The 19,549-nt window shown below is 70.7% G+C and carries 14 protein-coding genes; 7 read left to right on the forward strand and 7 right to left on the reverse strand.

Annotated features, from left to right (window positions below):
- The first annotated feature begins 103 nt into the window (after window positions 1-103).
- Window positions 104-2,509 carry a Tex family protein gene (locus tag EV371_RS22110; RefSeq protein ID WP_130463746.1) on the forward strand — a complete coding sequence of 802 codons (2,406 nt, stop codon included), beginning with the start codon at window positions 104-106 and terminating at the stop codon, window positions 2,507-2,509.
- 120 nt (window positions 2,510-2,629) lie between these two features.
- On the opposite strand, the gene EV371_RS22115 is transcribed toward EV371_RS22110, so the two are convergent.
- The 5 genes from EV371_RS22115 to EV371_RS22135 form a co-directional block, all read right to left on the reverse strand.
- Entirely contained in the window at window positions 2,630-3,370 is a 741-nt protein-coding gene (locus EV371_RS22115) for a sugar transferase (protein WP_349339049.1), read from the reverse strand.
- 106 nt (window positions 3,371-3,476) lie between these two features.
- The gene (gene wecB / locus EV371_RS22120) at window positions 3,477-4,601 is read right to left on the reverse strand and encodes a non-hydrolyzing UDP-N-acetylglucosamine 2-epimerase (protein WP_130463748.1); all 1,125 of its coding nucleotides are present in this window, start codon (window positions 4,599-4,601) and stop codon (window positions 3,477-3,479) included.
- The gene (locus EV371_RS22125; protein ID WP_130463749.1) at window positions 4,598-5,836 is read right to left on the reverse strand and encodes a glycosyltransferase family 4 protein; all 1,239 of its coding nucleotides are present in this window, start codon (window positions 5,834-5,836) and stop codon (window positions 4,598-4,600) included. Before EV371_RS22125 ends, wecB begins: the two co-directional genes overlap by 4 nt.
- On the reverse strand, window positions 5,833-6,963 hold the full coding sequence (locus tag EV371_RS22130) for a polysaccharide biosynthesis C-terminal domain-containing protein (RefSeq protein WP_130463750.1): 1,131 nt from the start codon (window positions 6,961-6,963) through the stop codon (window positions 5,833-5,835). Before EV371_RS22130 ends, EV371_RS22125 begins: the two co-directional genes overlap by 4 nt.
- A complete protein-coding gene (locus EV371_RS22135; RefSeq protein ID WP_349339051.1) occupies window positions 6,960-8,000 on the reverse strand; it encodes a polysaccharide biosynthesis protein in 1,041 nt (346 codons plus the stop codon). The genes EV371_RS22130 and EV371_RS22135 overlap by 4 nt, the downstream gene beginning before the upstream one ends.
- Window positions 8,001-8,269: 269 nt before the next feature.
- Here EV371_RS22135 and EV371_RS22140 point away from each other — a divergent pair, with 269 nt between their 5' ends.
- Window positions 8,270-9,259, forward strand: coding sequence for an NAD-dependent epimerase/dehydratase family protein (locus tag EV371_RS22140; protein ID WP_349339052.1), 990 nt, complete (start codon window positions 8,270-8,272; stop codon window positions 9,257-9,259).
- Window positions 9,260-9,283: 24 nt separating this feature from the next.
- Window positions 9,284-10,501 carry a glycosyltransferase gene (locus tag EV371_RS22145; protein WP_130463751.1) on the forward strand — a complete coding sequence of 406 codons (1,218 nt, stop codon included), beginning with the start codon at window positions 9,284-9,286 and terminating at the stop codon, window positions 10,499-10,501.
- Between the two features lie 75 nt (window positions 10,502-10,576).
- Here the strand turns inward: EV371_RS22145 and EV371_RS22150 are convergent, their stop codons facing one another.
- Together EV371_RS22150 and EV371_RS22155 are read right to left on the reverse strand one after the other, a co-directional pair.
- Window positions 10,577-12,010 (reverse strand): oligosaccharide repeat unit polymerase, encoded by a 1,434-nt coding sequence (locus tag EV371_RS22150; protein ID WP_130463752.1) that lies wholly within the window; start codon window positions 12,008-12,010, stop codon window positions 10,577-10,579.
- Between the two features lie 86 nt (window positions 12,011-12,096).
- On the reverse strand, window positions 12,097-13,503 hold the full coding sequence (locus tag EV371_RS22155; protein ID WP_130463753.1) for an O-antigen polysaccharide polymerase Wzy: 1,407 nt from the start codon (window positions 13,501-13,503) through the stop codon (window positions 12,097-12,099).
- 219 nt (window positions 13,504-13,722) lie between these two features.
- Here EV371_RS22155 and EV371_RS22160 point away from each other — a divergent pair, with 219 nt between their 5' ends.
- The 4 genes from EV371_RS22160 to EV371_RS22175 all read left to right on the forward strand — a co-directional run bounded on the left by EV371_RS22160 (window position 13,723) and on the right by EV371_RS22175 (window position 19,529).
- Complete coding sequence (locus tag EV371_RS22160) at window positions 13,723-14,805, forward strand: glycosyltransferase (RefSeq protein ID WP_130463754.1); 1,083 nt, start codon at window positions 13,723-13,725, stop codon at window positions 14,803-14,805.
- A 118-nt stretch (window positions 14,806-14,923) separates the two neighbouring features.
- On the forward strand, window positions 14,924-16,219 hold the full coding sequence (locus tag EV371_RS22165) for a hypothetical protein (RefSeq protein ID WP_130463755.1): 1,296 nt from the start codon (window positions 14,924-14,926) through the stop codon (window positions 16,217-16,219).
- 170 nt (window positions 16,220-16,389) lie between these two features.
- On the forward strand, window positions 16,390-18,291 hold the full coding sequence (locus tag EV371_RS22170; RefSeq protein ID WP_130463756.1) for a polysaccharide biosynthesis protein: 1,902 nt from the start codon (window positions 16,390-16,392) through the stop codon (window positions 18,289-18,291).
- A gap of 173 nt (window positions 18,292-18,464) precedes the next feature.
- Complete coding sequence (locus EV371_RS22175; RefSeq protein WP_165436808.1) at window positions 18,465-19,529, forward strand: Gfo/Idh/MocA family oxidoreductase; 1,065 nt, start codon at window positions 18,465-18,467, stop codon at window positions 19,527-19,529.
- Window positions 19,530-19,549 lie beyond the last annotated feature (20 nt).

A 19,549-nucleotide genomic window follows, 5' to 3' on the forward strand; every position in this document is an offset into this window, starting at 1 on the left:
GCGACCGCCGCCGGGTGCGGCACAATGCTTTCCGGCACCCAGAACCCTGCGCCGCTGTCGGTGCCGGGTACGGGCGGAACCGAGTGAGAAGGCGGAACAGGACGTGACAACCTCTGCGCAGCCGCGCTCCGTGCACCAGCGGATCGCCGAGGAACTCGGCGTACACGAGCGGCAGGTACGGGCCGCGGTGGACCTGCTCGACGGCGGGTCGACCGTGCCGTTCATCGCGCGTTACCGCAAGGAGGCCACCGAGTCGCTCGACGACACCCAGCTGCGCACCCTGGAGGAGCGGCTGCGCTACCTGCGGGAGCTGGAGGAGCGCCGGTCGGCGGTGCTGGAGTCGATCCGCGGTCAGGGCAAGCTGGACGAGGCGCTGGAAGCGCAGATCATGGCGGCCGACTCGAAGGCCCGGCTGGAGGACATCTACCTGCCGTACAAGCCGAAGCGGCGGACCAAGGCACAGATTGCCCGGGAGGCCGGGCTGGAGCCGCTGGCCGACACGCTGCTGGCCGATCCGAGCCAGGACCCGCGGACGGTGGCAACCGGTTTCGTCAACCCGGACGCCGGGGTGGCCGACCCGACCGGGGCGCTGGACGGTGCCCGAGCCATCCTGGTGGAGCGGTTCGCCGAGGACGCCGACCTGATCGGCTCGCTGCGGGAGAAGATGTGGTCGCGGGGTCGGCTGGTCTCCCGGGTACGCGACGGCCAGCAGGAGGCCGGTGCCAAGTTCGCCGACTACTTCGACTTCGCCGAGCCGTACACCAGGCTGCCCTCGCACCGGATCCTGGCGATGTTCCGGGGCGAGAAGGAGGGCGTGCTCGACCTGACCATGGACCCGGAGGATGCGCCCGCGCCGGACGACGCCCCGGTCGGGCCGAGCCGCTACGAGCAGGAGATCGCCGCCCGGTTCGGCGTCGTCGACCGGGGGCGGCCGGCGGACCGCTGGCTCGCCGACACGGTGCGCTGGGCGTGGCGTACCCGGATCCTGATCCACCTCGGCGCCGACCTGCGGATGCGGCTCTGGCAGGCGGCCGAGGACGAGGCGGTCCGGGTCTTCGCCACCAACCTGCGCGACCTGCTGCTCGCCGCGCCGGCCGGTACCCGCCCAACGATGGGGCTGGACCCGGGGCTGCGTACCGGGGTGAAGGTGGCGGTGGTCGACGCGACCGGCAAGGTGGTGGCGACCGACACGATCTATCCGCACGAGCCGCGCCGGCAGTGGGACGCCTCGATCGAGACGCTGGCCCGACTGGCCCGGGCGCACCGGGTGGAGCTGGTGGCGATCGGCAACGGCACCGCCTCCCGGGAGACCGACAGGCTGGCCGCCGACCTGATCAAGCGGTACGCCGACCTGAACCTCACCAAGGTCGTGGTCTCCGAGGCCGGCGCCTCGGTCTACTCCGCTTCGGAGTACGCCGCCCAGGAGTTGCCCGGCCTCGACGTCTCGCTGCGCGGCGCGGTCTCGATCGCCCGCCGGCTCCAGGACCCGCTGGCCGAACTGGTCAAGATCGACCCACGGTCGATCGGCGTCGGGCAGTACCAGCACGACCTCTCCGAGGTGAAGCTCTCCCGCTCGCTGGACGCGGTGGTGGAGGACTGTGTGAACGGCGTCGGAGTGGACGTCAACACCGCCTCCGCGCCGCTGTTGACCCGGGTCTCCGGGATCGGCGCCGGGCTGGCCGAGAACATCGTGCTGCACCGCGACGCGAACGGCCCGTTCCGGACCCGGCAGGCGCTCAGGAAGGTGCCCCGGCTCGGCCCGAAGGCGTTCGAGCAGTGCGCCGGCTTCCTGCGCATCCCCGGCGGCGACGACCCGCTGGACGCCTCCAGCGTGCACCCGGAGGCGTACCCGGTGGTCCGGCGGATCCTGGCCAGCACCGGCGGGGACCTCTCCGCGCTGATCGGCAGGACCGCCGTGCTGCGCAAGCTCCGGCCGAACGAGTACGTCGACGACACCTTCGGGCTGCCGACCGTGACCGACATCCTGAAGGAGCTGGAGAAGCCGGGCCGGGACCCACGGCCGGCGTTCCGGACCGCGACCTTTGCCGACGGGGTGGAGAAGATCAGCGACCTGAAGCCCGGCATGCTGCTGGAGGGTGTCGTCACCAACGTCGCCGCGTTCGGCGCGTTCGTGGACGTCGGGGTGCACCAGGACGGGCTGGTGCACGTCTCGGCGATGTCCCGGACCTTCGTCAAGGACCCGCGCGACGTGGTCAAGTCCGGCGACGTGGTCCGGGTGAAGGTGCTGGACGTGGACGTACCCCGAAAGCGGATCTCGCTCACCCTGCGGCTGGAGGACGAGGCGGAGCCCCGCCCGGGCCGGGATCGGGGTGGCGACCGCGCCGGCCAGCAGCGCCAGGGGCCCGGTGGTTCGGGTGGCGGTGGTGGCCGGTCCGGCGGCGGGAACCGGTCCGGCGGCGGGCCGGGCGGCGGGTTCGGCGGTGGTGCGCTGGCCGACGCGCTGCGCCGGGCCGGGCTGGACAAGGGACTCGGTACTCCAGGTCGGTGACCTGCGGCGTCACGCCTCCGCCGCCCCGACCAGACCGGTCCGCAGCCTCGGCCCGACCAGACCGGTCCGCAGCCTCGGCCCGACCAGACCGGTCCGCAGCCTCGGCCCGACCTGATCGGGTCAGCAGCCTCGGCCCGACCTGATCGGGTCAGCAGCCGGGCCGGCCGGCGCCCCACCGGCGTTGACCGGCACCGCCGTGGTGGTGCCGAGGAACTCGTGCCAGGTGACACTGCCGGGGGCGGCGATGCCCTCCCGGCGCAGGACCACCCGTACCGTTTCGGCGAGGATCCGCAGGTCCAGCGCGAGGGAGCGGTGATCGACGTACCAGACGTCGTAGTGGAACTTCTCCTCCCAGCTCAGCAGGTTGCGCCCGCGTACCTGGGCCAGGCCGGTGATCCCGGGGCGCACCTCGTGTCGTCGCGCCTGCTCCGGGGTGTACCGCTCCAGGTACTGCACGAGGTGCGGGCGCGGCCCGACCAGGCTCAGGTCGCCGCGCAGGACGTTCCAGAAGCCCGGAAGCTCGTCCAGGCTGCTGGCCCGCAGCCAGCGGCCGACCCGGGTGAGCCGGTCGGCGTCGCTGATCAGGCCCCGGGCCGGGTCGACATGGTGCATGGTCCGGAACTTGATCAGGTCGAACAGCTCGCCGTCGCGCCCCGGCCGGGTATGCCGGAACAGCACCGGCCGGCCGAGGGTCAGCAGGATGACCAGGGCCACCGCCGCCATGATCGGCAGCGCAAGTATCAACGCCAGGACGGCACCGACCAGGTCGAAGGCCCGCTTGAACCGGTCGTAGCCGGCATGGGCGTCCGCGGACCTGCCGGACGTCGTCGTCGCTCGGGGGATGGCGCGAAAACGTACCACGGGAAAGCTCCACCTCATATCGGGTATTAGGTGATGGAAAAGACGTTATCAGTCAAAGGGGCACCCTCCTCCACGAACAGGAATTGGTCTGCCACTCCGGGCCGCGTCAGTTCCGGATGCCGGCCCAGGCGTGATGGCGCCGGACGGTGGAGAGGATGAAGTCGACAACCCGGCGGGATGTGTCGCGGACCTGGTAGTCGGCCGGGCAGGGGGTACCGGAGGCCGCGACCTGGTCGACCGCGACGGCGACCGCCTCGACGACCCCCGCCGGGTCGAGGCCGGTCATGATGATCCCGCCGGAGTCCAGCGCCTCAGGACGCTCGATGGACTCCCGCAGGGTGACCGCCGGGAAGCCGAGGATCGCCGCCTCCTCGCTGACGGTGCCGCTGTCCGAGAGCGTGCATCGGGCCCGGGTCTGCAACCGCACGTAGTCGAAGAGCCCGAAAGGCTCGTGGAACGCGATCCCGTCCAGCGTGGTGCCGTCCTCCGCCAGTGCCTCGAGCCGCTTACGGGTACGCGGATGGGTGGAGACCAGCACCGGCAGCCGCCAGGCGTCCCGGACCGCACGGAGACAGTCCAGCACCCGCCGGAGCCGGTCCGGATCGTCGACGTTCTCCTCCCGGTGCGCGCTGACCACGAAGTAGTTGCCGGGCTCGAGTTCCAGCTGGTGCAGGATCGTCGAGCGCTCGATATCCGGTCGGTAGTGCTCCAGCACCTCGCCCATCGGTGAACCGGTGTGCAGGATCCGGCGCGGATGCAGCCCTTCGGCGAGCAGGTTGCGCCGGGCGTGCTCGGTGTAGACCAGGTTGAAGTCGGCGACGTGGTCGACCAGCCGGCGGTTCGTCTCCTCCGGCACGTTGAGGTCGAAACACCGGTTGCCGGCCTCCATGTGGTAGACGGGCACCCGCATCCGCCGCGCCATCAGGGCGGCGATGCAACTGTTCGTGTCGCCCAGCACCAGCAGTGCGTCCGGCCGCGACCGCGCGATCGCCGCCTCCACACCGACCAGCACCCCACCGAGGACCCGGCCCAGGGATGACGTTTCCACCCGCAGGAACCGATCCGGCTCACGCAGCCGCAGCTCCCGGAAGAAGACCTCGGAGAGCGCGGGATCCCAGTTCTGTCCGGTGTGCACCAGCACGTGGTCGAGGGTCCGGTCCAACCGGTCGATCACCCGGGACAGCCGGATGATCTCCGGACGCGTGCCGACCACCGTCATCACCCGGGTCATCCACGGCCTCCCGTCGCGGCAGCCTTCAGCAACATGTCCTCGATCTGGTCGACCCCGACCCGCAACGACATCCGCTCCAGGTAGACCTGGCGAGCCCGCCGCCCGATCGCCGCCACCTCGTCGTCTCCGGTGGCGGCCGCCATCGCGAACCGGTCGGCCAGCGCCGCCCAGTCCTCGGCGGGGCAGGCCAGCCCCACCCCGGCGGCGGTGACCAGCCGCGCGGCGTCGCCGTTGGCCGAGACGATCACCGGCACCCCGCAGGCGAGTGCGGCCTGCAACTTCGACGGGACCGTTCCACGCAGCCCCGGCAGGTCCCGCAGGGTGATGAGCTGATAGTCGGCCGCGGCGTACAGCTCGGCCATCCGATCCGGTGGCTGCCGGCCGAGAAAACGCACGTTTCCGGCACCCAGCTCGTCGGCGAGCCGGCGGGCCTGCGGCTCCTCGGTGCCGGAGCCGACGAAGACCAGGTCGACCCGGTCGGCGACGGCCGCGGCGGCCCGGATCGCCGTGCCGACCCGCTGGAACGGGCCCAGGTTGCCGGCGTACATGATCGTGCGCCGCCCGCGGTGCCCGAGCGCCTCCCGGGCGGCGTCCGTCGGCGTCTCCGGCCGGAAGAGCCGCTCGTCGGTCCAGTTGAGAACCACCCGCACCCGGCCCGGGTCGGCGCCCCGCTCCACCACCAGCTCCGCCATGGACGGCGCGATGACGGCGATGCCGGCCGAGGCGCGGTAGATGCGCCGCATCGTCGCCGCGAGGCCACTGTCGATCGCGCGGCCGACCCGGCCACCGGGGGCCAGCGCCGAGGCGGTCACCGACTCCGGCCACATGTCCTGGACATGCAGGACGGTCGGAATCCGCCGGATCCTGCCCAGCAGCGCCGGCCCGGCGAACGTCGTCGGCGGCGGGCTGTAGGCGTAGATCGCGTCGACGTCGGCGAGGTGGCGCAGCGCGGCGATCGAACTCGTCGCCGCGAAGGAGAGCAGGTTCATCGCCCGACGCGCCGCCGAGCTGTCATGGCTCGGATAGATCGGCACCCGGTGCAGGGTCAGCCCTCCGGTCGTGCTCCGGTACCCCCAGCGCTGCCGGAAACCGGGATAGATCCGGCCCTGCGGATAGTTGGGAAAGGCCGTCAGCACCCGTACGGTGTGGCCACGCGCGACCAGTTCCGCGGCGAGGTTGTCGGCGATGAAGATCGGCTCTGGCGAGTACCACTGCGAGACGATCCCGATCCTCATCGACCCACCACCGCCGGTGCGCGCGGCGCCGCCACGGGTTCCGGATAGGTGTCCGGCCGGGACGGGTCGAAGGGTTCGTTGGTCCAGAAGAGCGTCAGCAGCTCGTCGGACCCGGTGTTGACGATGTTGTGCACCCACATCGTCGGCATGTCGACGACGACCGGGGTGTCGCCGCGGACCGGAAAGCGGAGCACCTCGTCGTGGCCCACCCGCCGCAGGTTGATCTCGGCCGTGCCGCGCAGCACCGCGAAGCGCTCCACCTTGGCGAGGTGGAAATGCTCGCCCCGGGTCACCCCCGGCCGGCTCGTCGAGCAGAACGTCTGACCCGCCCCGCCGTACGCCCGGACCACCTCGACCAGCTCACCGCGCGCGTCGGCGTGCCGGGTCAGCGGTATCGGACAGTGCGCCGGGAAGCAGTGTGACCGGTAGGTGTTGAAGAGCCGCACCTCATGACGGTCGCGTAGCGGCGGGATGTCACCGGTCCGGTAACCGGCGGCGTAGCCGGCGAGCAGGTCGGCCAGTTCCCGGACCCCGATCCGCAGCGCCGGCATGGCGGCGTCCCAGGAACCGCCGGGCGGCGCGTCGACCAACCGGGCGGCGGCATCCGTCACATGCACCAGGTCGAGGTCGCGATCCTGGCGGACCTCCGGCGCCCCGCCGTCGGCGAGCAGCCGGCAGAAGGTGGCCAGCACCGAGTTGTAGAACGGGCGACCGTGCTCGCCGTAGAGGTTCGGCAGCCGTACGTCCACCAGGGCGGTGCCCGCCTCGGCCACGCCGGTCAGCGTGGCCGCGGCCGCCGCCTTGGAGTCGCCGTACGGTGTGCCGTTACCGGCCTGCACCGAGTTGGCGAAGACCACCGTCTTCGGCGGCGACGGACAGCGCCGCAGGCCGCGCAGGAGCGCGGCGGCCAACTCCACGTTGCCGGCGGCCACGTCCGCCGGGTCGCCCCGGTTCACCCCGGCCAGGTGCAGTACCCGGTCGACGTCGGCGAGCCGCTCGGCGACCAGCGCGGGGTCGGCCAGATCGGCACGGCTCAGCGTCACCGGGTCCGGCCAGCCCAGGGCTTGGGCCAGCACCCGCACGTGCCAGCCGAGGAAGCCGCCGGCCCCGGTCAGGCCCAGCCTCATGACGCGAGGGCGGGATCGCACGCGGCGAGCTCCGCACGCACCTCCGGCAGGGTGCGCAGCAGCTCCATGATCTGCGGTACGGAAAGCTGCGTCGCGTTGGCGGAGTTGAAGTCGACGCCGCTGGGCGCGGTCGGGTCTCCCTCGGAGACGTAGCGCGCATAGTTGAGGTCACGGTCGTCGACCGGAACCCGGAGAAAGTCCCCGAAGTCCTCGGCACGGCTCAGCTCTTCGCGGCTGGCCAGCGTCTCGTCCAGCTTCTCGCCGTGCCGTACCCCGATCAGGTCGAGCTTGGCCGGGACGTCGAAGAGCTGGCAGAGCGCGATGGCGAGGTCCCCGACGGTGCAGGCGGCGGCCTTGCGGATGAACACGTCGCCCGGCCGGGCATGCAGGAAGGCGTGCTCGACCAGCTCCACCGACTCCGGCAGCGACATCAGGAACCGGGTCATCAGCGGGTTGGTGACCGTGGGCGCCCGGCCGGCCCGGATCTGTTCGATGAAGAGCGGGATGACCGAGCCCCGGGAGAACATCACGTTGCCGTACCGGACGCTGGAGACGGTGGTGCGGCTGCGCGGGCTGCTCCGGGCGTGTGCCTGGGCGACCTTCTCCATCAGGGCCTTGGTCATGCCCATCGCGTTGACCGGGTAGACGGCCTTGTCCGTGCCGAGCATGACGACCGAGCCCACCCCGTTGCGCTCGGCGGCCTCGATCACGTTGGCGCTGCCGAGCACGTTGGTACGGACCGCCTCCAGTGGGAAGAACTCGCAGGACGGGACCTGCTTGAGCGCAGCCGCGTGGAAGACGTGGTCCACGTCCCGGGTGGCCCGGGCCAGGGTGTCCAGGTCGCGCACGTCACCGACGTGGTAACGGACCCGACCGTCGCAGAGGAGCCGCCGCATGGCGTCCTGTTTGGCCTCGTCGCGGCTGAGTACCCGGACCTCGCTCACATCGCCCTCGAGCAACCGGCGGACCATTGCCTGACCGAAGGAGCCGGTGCCGCCGGTGATCAGTATCCGGCGTCCGGACATGGGTGCAGTCACTGGTTCTCCTGTTGCTCGTTACTCGCCCGGACGGCTCGGACGACGGAAGGACATCCCGGTCAACGAGCCGAGCTACGTCGAGTCACGCATAGGCGGTAAATCATGGAAAAATTTTAAACGCCGGACATAACGGGGTCCGATCGGATAGATGTGGGTACGGTATCTCCGCTGTCGACCCCCGCATCCGTTCAGGAGCCGCACATGCTGGCCACCGCCTGCCCGCCCGCCAGGTGCGGCGGCCGCCGTCGCACCGGATGGCGCCGGCGCTGGTGTCCTCGCCAGGACCGGACGACGAGCGCCGCGAGGACCGGACGGTGAGCCGGGTCCTGCTCTTCGGCGCGTCCGGCTTCATCGGCCGGCACGTTGCCGCGCTGCTCGCGGCGGACGCCGAACTGGTCTGCCCGAGTCGAGCCGAGTGCGATCTGGTCGACGTCGACGTCCCGGCGCTGACGGCGGTGCTGCGGAGAACCCGGCCACGCGCGGTGGTCAACTGCGCCGGCCGGGTCTCCGGCGCCGGCCACGAGATGGTCGCCGCGAACGCCGGGGTCACCGGGAAGCTCATCGAGGCGGTCGCCGCCGGTGCCCCGGACGCCCGACTGGTCCGGCTCGGCTCGGCGGCCGAGTACGGCCCGGTCCGGCCCGGAGAAGCCGTCCGGGAAACCGACCCGGCCAACCCGATCAGCGACTACGGCGTGAGCCAGTTCGCCGCGACCCGGCTCGTCGAGATCGCCGCGGCCGCGGGTCGGGTCGACGGGGTGGTGCTGCGGGTGTTCAATCCGGTCGGCCCCGGGCTGCCCGTGACCAACGTGCTCGGCAGGACCGCCCGGCTGCTCCGCGACGCCGTCGACAACGGGCGTGACCACATCGCGCTCGGCCTGCTCGACACGCACCGGGACTTCGTCGACGTGCGCGACGTCGCGCAGGCCGTCGAGGCCGTCCTGCGGGCGGTCGACCCGGCCGAACGGGTCTACAACGTGGCCAGCGGTCTGGCGGTACGGACCCGGGACGCGGTGGAGATGCTCGCCCGGGCCGCCGGGTTCACCGGCGAGTTCCGCTCCGACGAGCTCTCCCCGACCGCCGCCCGCTCCTCGGGAGTGGCCTGGATGTGCGGCGACATCTCCCGGGCCGGAAAGGCGCTCGACTGGGCGCCGCGGCACGGCCTCGCCGACTCGATGACCGCACTCTGGGCCGGATCGGACGAGGCGTTGTGCGCCGGATCGGAGACGGCGGCACTACCGCTACCACGTTCCCGACGGTGACCGGATCGACGGACAGGATGGACCATGCGAGTTGTCGTGACGGACGAGACCCGCTTCCTACGCACGCCGGACGGGGCCGTGTGGACCCAGGGTGGCCTGACGTACCAGCTCTGGACCCGCTACCTGTCGGCGTTCGACAGTCTGCGGATCGTCGCCCGGGCCATGGACGTGGCAACCGCACCCGACGGGGCGGAGCGGGTCGACGGACCGGCCGTCGAACTCTGGCCCGTGCCGTACTACCTCGGTCCACGCCAGTACCTGCGCCGGCTGACCCGGATCCGGCGGGCGGTACGGGCGGCGGCAGCTCCGGCGGACGCGGTACTCCTGCGGGTACCGTCACCCATCGGCTCCCTGCTGGCGGCGGAACGTGACCGGCACGGCCTGCCGTACGCCCTCGAGGTCATCGCCGACCCGTACGACGTGTTCGCCCCCGGGGTGCTGCGTCATCCGCTGCGCCCCCTCTTCCGCCGGAGGTACACCGCGCAGTTGCGCCACCAGTGCGCGGCGGCGATCGGTGCGGCGTACGTGACCGACGCCTACCTGCAGGCGCGGTATCCGACCCGGATGTCCGCGACAGCCGCGTCGATACCGGAGGGACACTTCCCGGCCTCGGCCTACGTCGACCGCCCCCGGACCGTCGAACGGACCCGTGGGGCGGCCACGCTCATCTCGGTCGGCAGTCTCGAGCAGATGTACAAGGGGATCGACACCCTCGTCGAGGCGCTCGCCCGGCTCACCACGACGGATCCTCCGGTGCGGCTGGTACACGTCGGCGACGGCCGGTGCCTCCCCCGTCTCCAGCAGCTCGCCGCCCGGCTCGGCGTGGCGGACCGGGTGGTGTTCACCGGAACGCTCTCGGCCGGCGAGGCGGTACGTGACCAGCTCGACGCCGCGGACCTGTTCGTCCTCCCGTCCCGCACCGAGGGCCTACCCAGAGCACTGATCGAGGCGATGGCGCGCGGACTCCCCGCGATCGGCTCGACCGTTGGCGGAATCCCCGAGCTGCTGCCCGCCGACTACCTCGTGACCCCGGGCGACGTGCCCGGGCTGGCCGCGCTGATCCGACGCCTACTCGCGGATCCCGAGCGGCTGGCGGATGCCTCGGCGCGGAACCTCGCCCGGGCCCGCGACTACTCCGGCGAGGTGACAGGCCGGCGCCGCGCCACCTACTACGCCGAGGTACGGGCCGCGACCGAGCGGGCACATCGGGCTGGCGTTCCCGGCCCGGTCGCCGTCGGCTGAACGACGATCCGCGCGACAACGGCGGCGCCGGGTTGACTCCTCCCCCCGGCGCCACCGGCGCTCCCGGGGCCTCGCCTACCCGCTGGTCTGATGGGTCAGGATGGACCCGCCGTGCGCACCGGTGCGGCCCGGCACGGCGGCACCCTCGGACCCGGCGGACCGCCGACCCCGGATGAACCAGGACGCCGCCCAGAGGACGGAGAACTGGAGAGCGGCGGAGAGCAGCGATCCACGCAGGAGGATGATCAGATAGAACGGCAGAATCCAGTCCATCCCGGACGGCTTTCCGCCGAGCAGGCCGATCTGGACCATGCGGTCGTCGCGGCGGCGTACCCACCAGCCGAAGCCGAACATCCCGACGATCAGTAGCGGCCAGCCACCGTTGATCAGAAACTCCGCGATCAGCGGGGAGGAGATGTTGGTGAAGGGGTATCCCATCTGCTCGGCGATGTAACTGCCGGTGGCCGCCGGCTTCTCCGACCACCTGTCCCGGGGCACCCAGAACAGGGGGACGCCGAGCAACTGCCATCCCCATTCGATCCCGTTCCTGGCGATGATGTCGACCGAATTGCTGATCTGGATGACCGCGTCGAAGTCTCCCGAGGTCAACGCCTGCAACGGGGCGAAGCGAGTCTCCACGCCACCCTGCCGCCGGAACGCGTCGGCGAGCGGAAACAGCAGCGTGAGGCCGGCCAGGAAGGCGGAGGCGGAGGCTCGGACGCGCCACGGCGTGGCGTACGCGCCCAGTGCCGCCGCCATGCTGAGAATCACCGTGCCGCTGTAGTAGCGCGGGCTGCTGATCGGATTGACGGAGAACAGCAGGACGCAGCCGACGACGGCCAATAGTGCGTATCGCGGGGGTTCTCCCCGATCGGTGCGCTGGCGGTTGACTCCGAGCAGTCCGATGAAGACGACGAGCAGCGGCAGGGTGAAGACGGCCACCACGAAAGCGGTCAGCCCGTTACCCGGCCACCTGGCCACCTGGGCGGCCCACAGCTCCTCCCGGGTCAGTAGGACGGTGCCCGGGCCGACCCGGATCAGGTAGTACAGGTTCAGGAGCAGGCCGAGCGCGGCCAGATGGTGGATGCGCCGCTCGTCGACCAGGGGGGTGCGCGCCGGTGCGTCGGCGGTGGGTCCCCTGGCCGCCAACCGAATGCCGAGCATCGCGGCCGACGACCCGATCAGCACCGCCCACATGGCGTCGTCGTTGTAGGCGGTGTCGAACCAGGGGGTGGAGGTGGAGAACGTGGCGGTCTGGAACTGGACGAGGGCCGCGAGCCCGAGGAAGACATAGGTGAACGTCCAGAAGCTGAACTCCATGAGCCGCCGTTCGCCGATCCCGATCAGCCAGCCGAGCCGCGCGCCGACCAGCACGAGGACGCAGACCGCGAGCGCGGCGGGTGTTCCGCCGGCGCCGCTGGCGAGAAGGGCAGGGAACAGGCCACCGAGCAGCAACGCGAGGATCAGCGCACCCGCGAAGGCGCCGGGCGTTCGCGTACCCCGCTCCACCCTGGGCCTCCCACCTCACCGAACTGGTCCCCGAGCACGGGTGGCGAGCCGGACCAGTCCGTTCGCGTTTCCCGGCCGCCACGGTTTTAACGCCGGGAGACGGCACACGTAACGACCTCCGCTCCGGAGGTGCCCGGCCGATCGGCGAACCCGGTTTCGCTCCGGTACCGGCCCGGCGCCGTCCGGACCGCCGGCGGACGTCGACGACGGGCGCGTTGCGCGGCCGCCGCCCCGGCGAACGCGCAGCCGAGAAGGACACCCGGATAGAGCACCCCTTTGACGGCGCCGAGGGTGTCCGACCGGAAGCCGTAGGGCAGGGTGCTGGCAACCACGGCGTACAGCACGTTGATCGACCGACCGCCGAGCGGCGAGAACCTGGCATAGATCCATGCGATCAGTACACCCGCCACGAACGGCACGATGAACGCGCCCACCGTGCCGAAGTTGATGACTCCCTCGGCCGGCAGGCTGAACCCGTAGCCGGTGCTGTCGCTGGTGAGGCCGGAGCGGAGCCGGAACTGGAAGGCACCGGTGTCGACGGGCGGCCCGAAGATCGAGTTGGCCACCGGGCCGGGCAACTGTCGGATCAGGCCAGCGAAGATGGTGGCGCCGTCGAGGTACGGACCACCACTCATCAGGGTCGCGGTGATCCCCGTCGTGAAGGTCACCGAGCCGAGGTCCTGCACGAACGCCGAGGTGACCGGCACCGGGCGAGGGCCCAGGATGACGGTCACCCGGTAGAGCACGACGACGTACGCGAAGATCAGGATCGCGGAGAGTCCAAGGACGGCCCGGATGCTGGCACCCCGCCTCCTGGTCATGAAGACGAGAACTGCTATCAGGATGGCGAGCGCCGAATGTCGCTGGCCGTTCAGCCCGCTCAACGCCACGAGGGCAGCCACCAGGCTGCCCTCGGAGACCGACAGCACGCTCTTGCCCTGCTGGAAGCGGGCCACGAGGATCAGGATCACCGCCGTCAGCCCGAGGATCACGTTCACCACCGAGATGCTGTCCATGAGGGTGACGGTGTCCTGCCCGATGCCGCGGGTGAGCACGGCCTTGTTGAGGTAGTTGTGGGCGGCGAACCCCAACGGCACGAGGATGATGACCATTCCCGCCCGCTCCAGGAGCCGGGGGTCGATCGCGTCGTCGGCGAGCGCGACCCGGCGGGCGAACGGGATCGCGGCGCCGAGCGTGAAGCCGAGCACCGCCAGCGCCATGAGTTGCGGCGATTCCGGGGCGATGAGCGACGACTCGAGGTAGCCGAGGTCGATATCCGAGAGCGAGAGCCACAGCGGTGGGGCCAGGCATGCCACGGCCACATAGATCGAGGGGAAGAGGAGGGGGTGAAACGGGTCCACGTGGCCCGCCAGGCGGGAGCGCCGACAGCCCACGACGGCACCGAGGGCGGCCACCGCCACGGCCGCCGCGAATACCATGATCTGGAATGAGCCCTGCACAACCGCCACAATAAACACAAAATGGACAGCCACCGGCCGCGTCGACAAAGTTGTCCGCCGAGCGGTACCGCGGCCCGGCCCGGAAAAACGTTGAGAAAACTTCGGCAAAAAACGTTTCCCGCACGCAATTCACGGATTCCCGTGACCTTTGGCCTATCCGGAAGTTAACTCCGGTGCCGACGGGACGACACGACACGCTCCTGGCACCGCCGGTCGACGGTCGTGCACAAGCCAGGAAAGGCCAAAGACGAGATGATCATCTATATCCTGGAATGCCCGACGCCGCACCACACCCCGACCCTCAACCGACTGCACCGCACATTGTCCGAGGACGTTCGAGTCTTCTATCTCTTCGGTCCGGACAAGACGCGGGGCTGGGGCGACGTCGCCATCGAACACCAATGCGAGGTCCTCGACAACCCGCGCGCCTGGCTCGCCCTGAGCCGGATGCTGTTGGCGCCCGGGCTGCGGGTGGTGTGCGTGTTCGGCTATCGCGGTACCGCGAGGATCATGGCGATCCTCCTGGCCCGACTCCGCCGACTCCCCCTGGTGCTGCGCGCCGCCGCGAACGTGCATCTCGAACTGCCCCGGTCGCCCGCCCGGCGGCTCGCCAAGCGCTGGTACCTGCGTACGTTGCTCGGGCAGCCGGAGGTGTGGACGATCGGCTCGGCCAACGCCGCCTACTGGAAGTCGTTCGGCCTGCACCGACACCATCTGATCCCGTACTCCCTGCCTCGGCTGCCCGACGGCGCGGCGGACGCACCGGCCCTGCGGGAACGGCTGGGGTTGCAGGGACGGTTCGTCTTCGCCTTCGTCGGGCGACTCGATCCGGTCAAGGGTCTGGACGACCTGTTGACGGCGTACGACACGGTTCGCACCCGGACGCCGACCGGTGCCACCGCCCTGGTGATCACCGGGCAGGGCCCGTTGGAACCGGAGATCCGCCGCTACGCGCAGCGGCACGACGACTGCCACTTCCTCGGATCGATGCCGCAGCACAAGGTCGGTTCGGTGTACGCCGCAGCCGATGTCTTCGTGCTGCCGTCGACCTACGAACAGTGGGGCTGGGTGGTGAACGAGGCGCTCGGCTTCGGCACCAGGATCATCGTCTCCGACGTGGTCGGCGCCGCCGACGATCTGTGCACCGACGCGACGGGCCGACGGTGCCGCCCCGGCGACCCGGCGAGTCTCGCCGAGGCGATGCTGGCAGAGTTCGCGATGGGGCCGCACCGGGCCCCCCGGCTGGCCCCGGTCAACATCGCCGACTCCATGGCGGAGCGACTGCGCGACCTCGCGCCGCTCCGGCAGCCGATGCCGACCCTTGAGAAATCCTGACCAACTCGCCGGGATGCCTCAGACCCCGCAGCCCCCGGTGCCCGCGCACTCCACCCGATCCGAAAGCTCCGCACCCGGCGGCGCCCCGCCGGGGACGGATCGGAGGAAGCCCGCGGGCGTGCGCCGCAACACCATCATCGCCTCGTCCTCCAGCATCATCAACGGAGGGCTGAACGCGGTGATGCTGGCGGTCAGCGCGCGCCAGGGTGAGACCGCGGAGATCGCCGCGTACACCCTGATGACCGCGATCCTCGCCTGGGTCGCGATCGCGACGGCGGGAGGTTCGTCGCTCCTCTACGCCACGGGTGACGAGTCGGAGCGGCAGGCGGTCCGCAGCCAACGTCTGCTCATCGCCGTGCCGAGCCTCATCGCCGCCACCGCGCTGGTCACGATCGCCTACACCGGCCGCGGCTACAGTCCGGTCTCCCTGGCCGCGGCAGGCGTGGCGTTGATCGGCAACAGTCTCTTCGAGCTGCAGTCCGCCGATCTGGTCCGGCAGTTGCGGTTCGTCCTGGGGGCGGTGGCGGTCTGTGGGGGGAAGATCGTCGCGCTCGCGCTCGTCCTCACCGGTACGCCGCTCACGATCGCACTCGCCGTGATGTCGGTCGCGCAGTTCGTCATCGTCGAGACACTGCTGTGTCGGGGCTCCCTCCGGCGACCAGCGATGTGGCACGCGCTCTCCGCCCGGCTGGCCGCACGGGCGTTTCTGATGAACCGGCAACTGTTCGTCGTCGGCATCACGAACGTCTTCACCTGGCGCGGCCCGAGCACCGTGCTGTCGCTGGCGGCCCCGCCACAGGTGGTCGGCGAGTTCGGCGCCATCGTCGGCGGCATCCAGGCGCTCTCCGCGGTGTTCCACGACGGCCTGCGGGTGCCGATGGCGATCCGGACCCGCCGCCGCCACAACCTGGGACCGACCAGCGGGACGAGCCGGGAAGGCGAGGTGATGGTCGTGGCCGCGTCCATCGTCGCCGCCGTCACGGTGATGATCGCGGCCCCGTGGATCACCACGGAAGTACTCGCCCTGCCCAGCCCGGAGGCAGCCACCTGGCTGCGGCTCCTCGCCCTCTCGCTGCCCTTCCTGACGATCGTGTCCGCGATGAACCTCAACCGCATCGGCGACGGCGACTACCGTGCGGCCACCCGGCTGTCCCTACTGCTCGCCGTCCTCACGGCTCTTCTCCTGGCTGGACAGTTTCCGGGCTTCGACGCGCTGTCCGCCGCTCGTACCCACCTGGGAGCTGCGGCGGTGACCCTCGGCATCCTCGCCGGCCTGGCGGCGTACGGGTACGTGCGGCGGGTCAGGTCGGGAGCAACCGGCCGCCTGATCCAGGATCGCCGGCGGCCGGGCGGGTCCGGTTCCCCGACCACCGGCGAGGGTCTCCGGGAGCACCCGGAGGAGGCCAGAAGGTGAATCAGAAATCGTATTCCTAATACCGCCAGAACTGGTGTGAATAGTTTGCTCTCGGAAAAACATGAAACATCGGGTGTTCGGGTCAATCAAGCACTAAATATGTAGGAGCCGCCAGAAGGTGCCGCATCGGCCGGTCGCGTCGGCCCAGACCCGCATGAGGGAGCCAGTACATGTCGCTCACCGCAGAGACTCCGCGCCCCGTTCTCACACCCCCGGTGCGACGGCAGGCATGGCGTCGGACGGTCGCGCTGATCGCCAGTGACACGGCCGCGTGGATCGCCGGATTCACCGTGGCCGCGTGGGCGCGTTACGAACTGGCCCTCACCGCGGGCGCTCTCGTCCGGGTCTGCGCCGTCGGACTGATCGCCGGCATCCTGCATGTCGTGGCGTCATGGCTCTGCCGCCGCTACTGGGGACGGTATCCGCTGGGTAGCCTGCCGGAGGTCCGGGTGCTGGCGTACACCGCCATGGGCACCGCCGCGCTGCTCCTGACCGGCCTGCTGCTCCTGACGGAGCGGCCGATCCCCGCCAGCGTGCCGCCGGTCGGCGGCACCGTGGCCCTGCTCGGCATGTTGTCCCTCCGGATGGCCTACCGCTACCACCGCGACCGGTCGCTGCGCCCCACCATTCCCTCGGCCACCCCGGTCCTGCTGTTCGGGCTCGGTTCGGCCGGTCAGGCGCTGCTACGCGCCATGGTCAGCGACCCGCGCAGCCGGTACCTGCCGGTCGGGCTGCTCGACGACGACCCTGACAAGCAGCACCTGCGCCTGGACGGCGTCCGGGTGCGTGGCGGGCGCCGCGAGATCGCCGTCGCCCTCAGGGAGTCCGGCGCCAGCACCGTCATCTTCTCGGTCGCCAACGCGGACGCCGAGCTGATCCGGGAGGTCCGGGCCGCCACCCTGGCCGCCGGCGCCGCCTTCAAGGTCCTTCCGCCGGTACGTGAGCTGGTCGACCGGCAGATCAGCGTGACCGACGTACGGGACGTGGACATCAACGACCTGCTCGGCCGCAGGCACGTGGTCGCGAACCTACAGAGCGCCGACACCGGTCTCACCGGCCGGCGCATCCTCGTGACCGGCGCCGGCGGCTCTATCGGCTCGGAGCTGTGCCGACAGATCGCCCAGGCCGATCCCGCCGAGCTGATCATGCTCGACCGGGACGAGTCCGCACTGCACAGTCTGCAGATGTCGATCTCCGGCCGCGCCCTGCTGGACAGCTCCGAGTTGATCCTCGCCGACCTGCGCGACGCCGCCCGAATCACCCGCATCATGACCGAGCGCCGCCCGGACATCGTGTTCCACGCGGCCGCGCTGAAGCACCTGCCCCTGCTGCAACAGCACCCCGGAGAGGCCGTCCAGACCAACGTGTGGGGCACGCTCGCAGTCCTGGAGGCGTGTCGGGGAGTGGCCAGGTTCGTCAACATCTCGACCGACAAGGCCGCCAACCCGATAAGCGTTCTCGGTTACTCCAAGCGGATCACCGAACGGCTGACCGCGTACGCCGCGCAGAACTCCGCCGGGACATTCCTCAGCGTCCGCTTCGGCAATGTTCTGGGCAGCCGTGGATCCGTGGTCACCGCGTTCCGGGCGCAGATCGAGGCGGGACTGCCGATCACCGTCACCCATCCGGACGTGACCCGCTATCTCATGACCGTGCAGGAGGCGGTGCACCTGGTGCTCCAGGCCACGGCGATCGGCCGCGACGGTGAGGCCCTCGTACTCGACATGGGCAGGCCGGTCCGCATCGACGACGTCGCCCGGCAGCTCGCCGCCCAGACGCCGAAGCCGCCCCAGATCATCTACACCGGTCTGCGCCCCGGCGAGAAGCTGCACGAGGACCTGTTCGGCTCGGGCGAGGTCGACGTGCGGCCGCTGCACCCGCTGATCTCCCACGTCCCGGTACCGGCGCTGCACCCGGCCGAGGTGACCGCGCTCGACCCGCACGCCGACCCGGACAAGGTGATCGAACACCTCGCCCGGCTCTCCGCCCAGCCGGACCAGGGCACCCGGATCGGCGCGCCGGAGGTGCCGACCACCCCCGGTCAATGGACCTCGACGTTCCCCTCACCGTGAGACGGTCGGGAAACAGACAAATCGCTGGCGAGTCGCAGAGCACCGGACAAAAATTCAGGTGAATTACCGCATATCGGGGTGCTGACACTTCAGGGTCCAGCGCCGACGACGACGCGCACGACAGCCTTGACCCCCGATTCCGGGAGTACCTGATTGTGGCTAAAAGCATTGGATTGGTCGGATTTGGTTACTGGGGCACTAATATCGCCCGCAATCTCGACAAGCTGGCAGGTCCCCGCTGGCGCTATCTCGTCGACCCGGTCCCGGAGCGGCGGCTCGCCGCCGCGGAACTCTATCCGCGGGTCCGGACCACCGACGATCTGGACGAGGCACTGGACGACGACGAGGTGGCCGGCATCCTCATCGCCACCCCGGCACCCAGCCACGCCGCACTGACCCGGCGGGTCCTCGACGCGGGCAAACACGTCTTCGTCGAGAAGCCGCTGGCGATGTCGGTCGCCGACGCGGTCACGCTGGCCGAGACCGCCGACCGGAACGGGCTCGTCCTGATGGTCGGACACACCTTCGAGTACGTCCCGGCGGTGGAGCGGATGCGCGAGTACATCCGGTCCGGCGAGATCGGCGAGCCCCTGCACCTGCACTCGCAGCGGCTCAACCTGGGACGCATCCAGAGCGACCTGCACAGCTTCTGGTCGATCGGCCCGCACGACGTCTCCATCGCCAACTACCTGCTGGGTACCGAACCGCGCTGGGTCGCCGCCCAGGGCGGCCGGTACCTGCACGACGGCGTCGAGGACGTCGTCTTCGTCACCGTCGGCTATCCCGGAGACGTCGTCGCACACATGCATGTGAGCTGGCTGGACCCGGCCAAGACCCGCCGCACGACCGTGGTCGGTACCCGCCGGATGCTGGTCTACGACGACCTGCTGCCCGGGGCCCGGCTCACCGTCTTCGACAAGGGCGCGGAGCCGCTGGAGCCGGACCGGCACGGGGTACGGCGGTACCGGCTCCGTGACGAGGCGACCCACGTGCCGGAGCTCTCCACAACCGAGCCGCTCGCCCGGGAACTCGCCCACTTCCTCGACTGTGTCCGCACCGGCACCCGGCCCCGCACCGACGGCTGGAACGGGGCCCGGGTCGTGGCGGTGCTGGAGGCGGCCGACGCCTCGCTCCGGGCCGGTGGCGCCACCGTCTCCGTGCCGCCGATCGAGGTACCGCCGATCGCCCCGCCCCGGTTTGGGTACCCGCAACCCGACCTGACCCCCGCCATCCCCTGAGCCCGGTCACCGCCGCGCCA

The organism is Plantactinospora sp. CNZ321 (assembly GCF_004217235.1).

Bases quoted from the DNA above. Each gene is read 5' to 3' on its own strand.
- wecB (WP_130463748.1), bottom strand. From the start codon at position 4,601: ATGACCCGGGTGATGACGGTGGTCGGCACGCGTCCGGAGATCATCCGG.
- EV371_RS22125 (WP_130463749.1), bottom strand. From the start codon at position 5,836: ATGAGGATCGGGATCGTCTCGCAGTGGTACTCGCCAGAGCCGATCTTC.
- EV371_RS22130 (WP_130463750.1), bottom strand. From the start codon at position 6,963: ATGAGGCTGGGCCTGACCGGGGCCGGCGGCTTCCTCGGCTGGCACGTG.
- EV371_RS22145 (WP_130463751.1), top strand. From the start codon at position 9,284: ATGCGAGTTGTCGTGACGGACGAGACCCGCTTCCTACGCACGCCGGAC.
- EV371_RS22160 (WP_130463754.1), top strand. From the start codon at position 13,723: ATGATCATCTATATCCTGGAATGCCCGACGCCGCACCACACCCCGACC.
- EV371_RS22170 (WP_130463756.1), top strand. From the start codon at position 16,390: ATGTCGCTCACCGCAGAGACTCCGCGCCCCGTTCTCACACCCCCGGTG.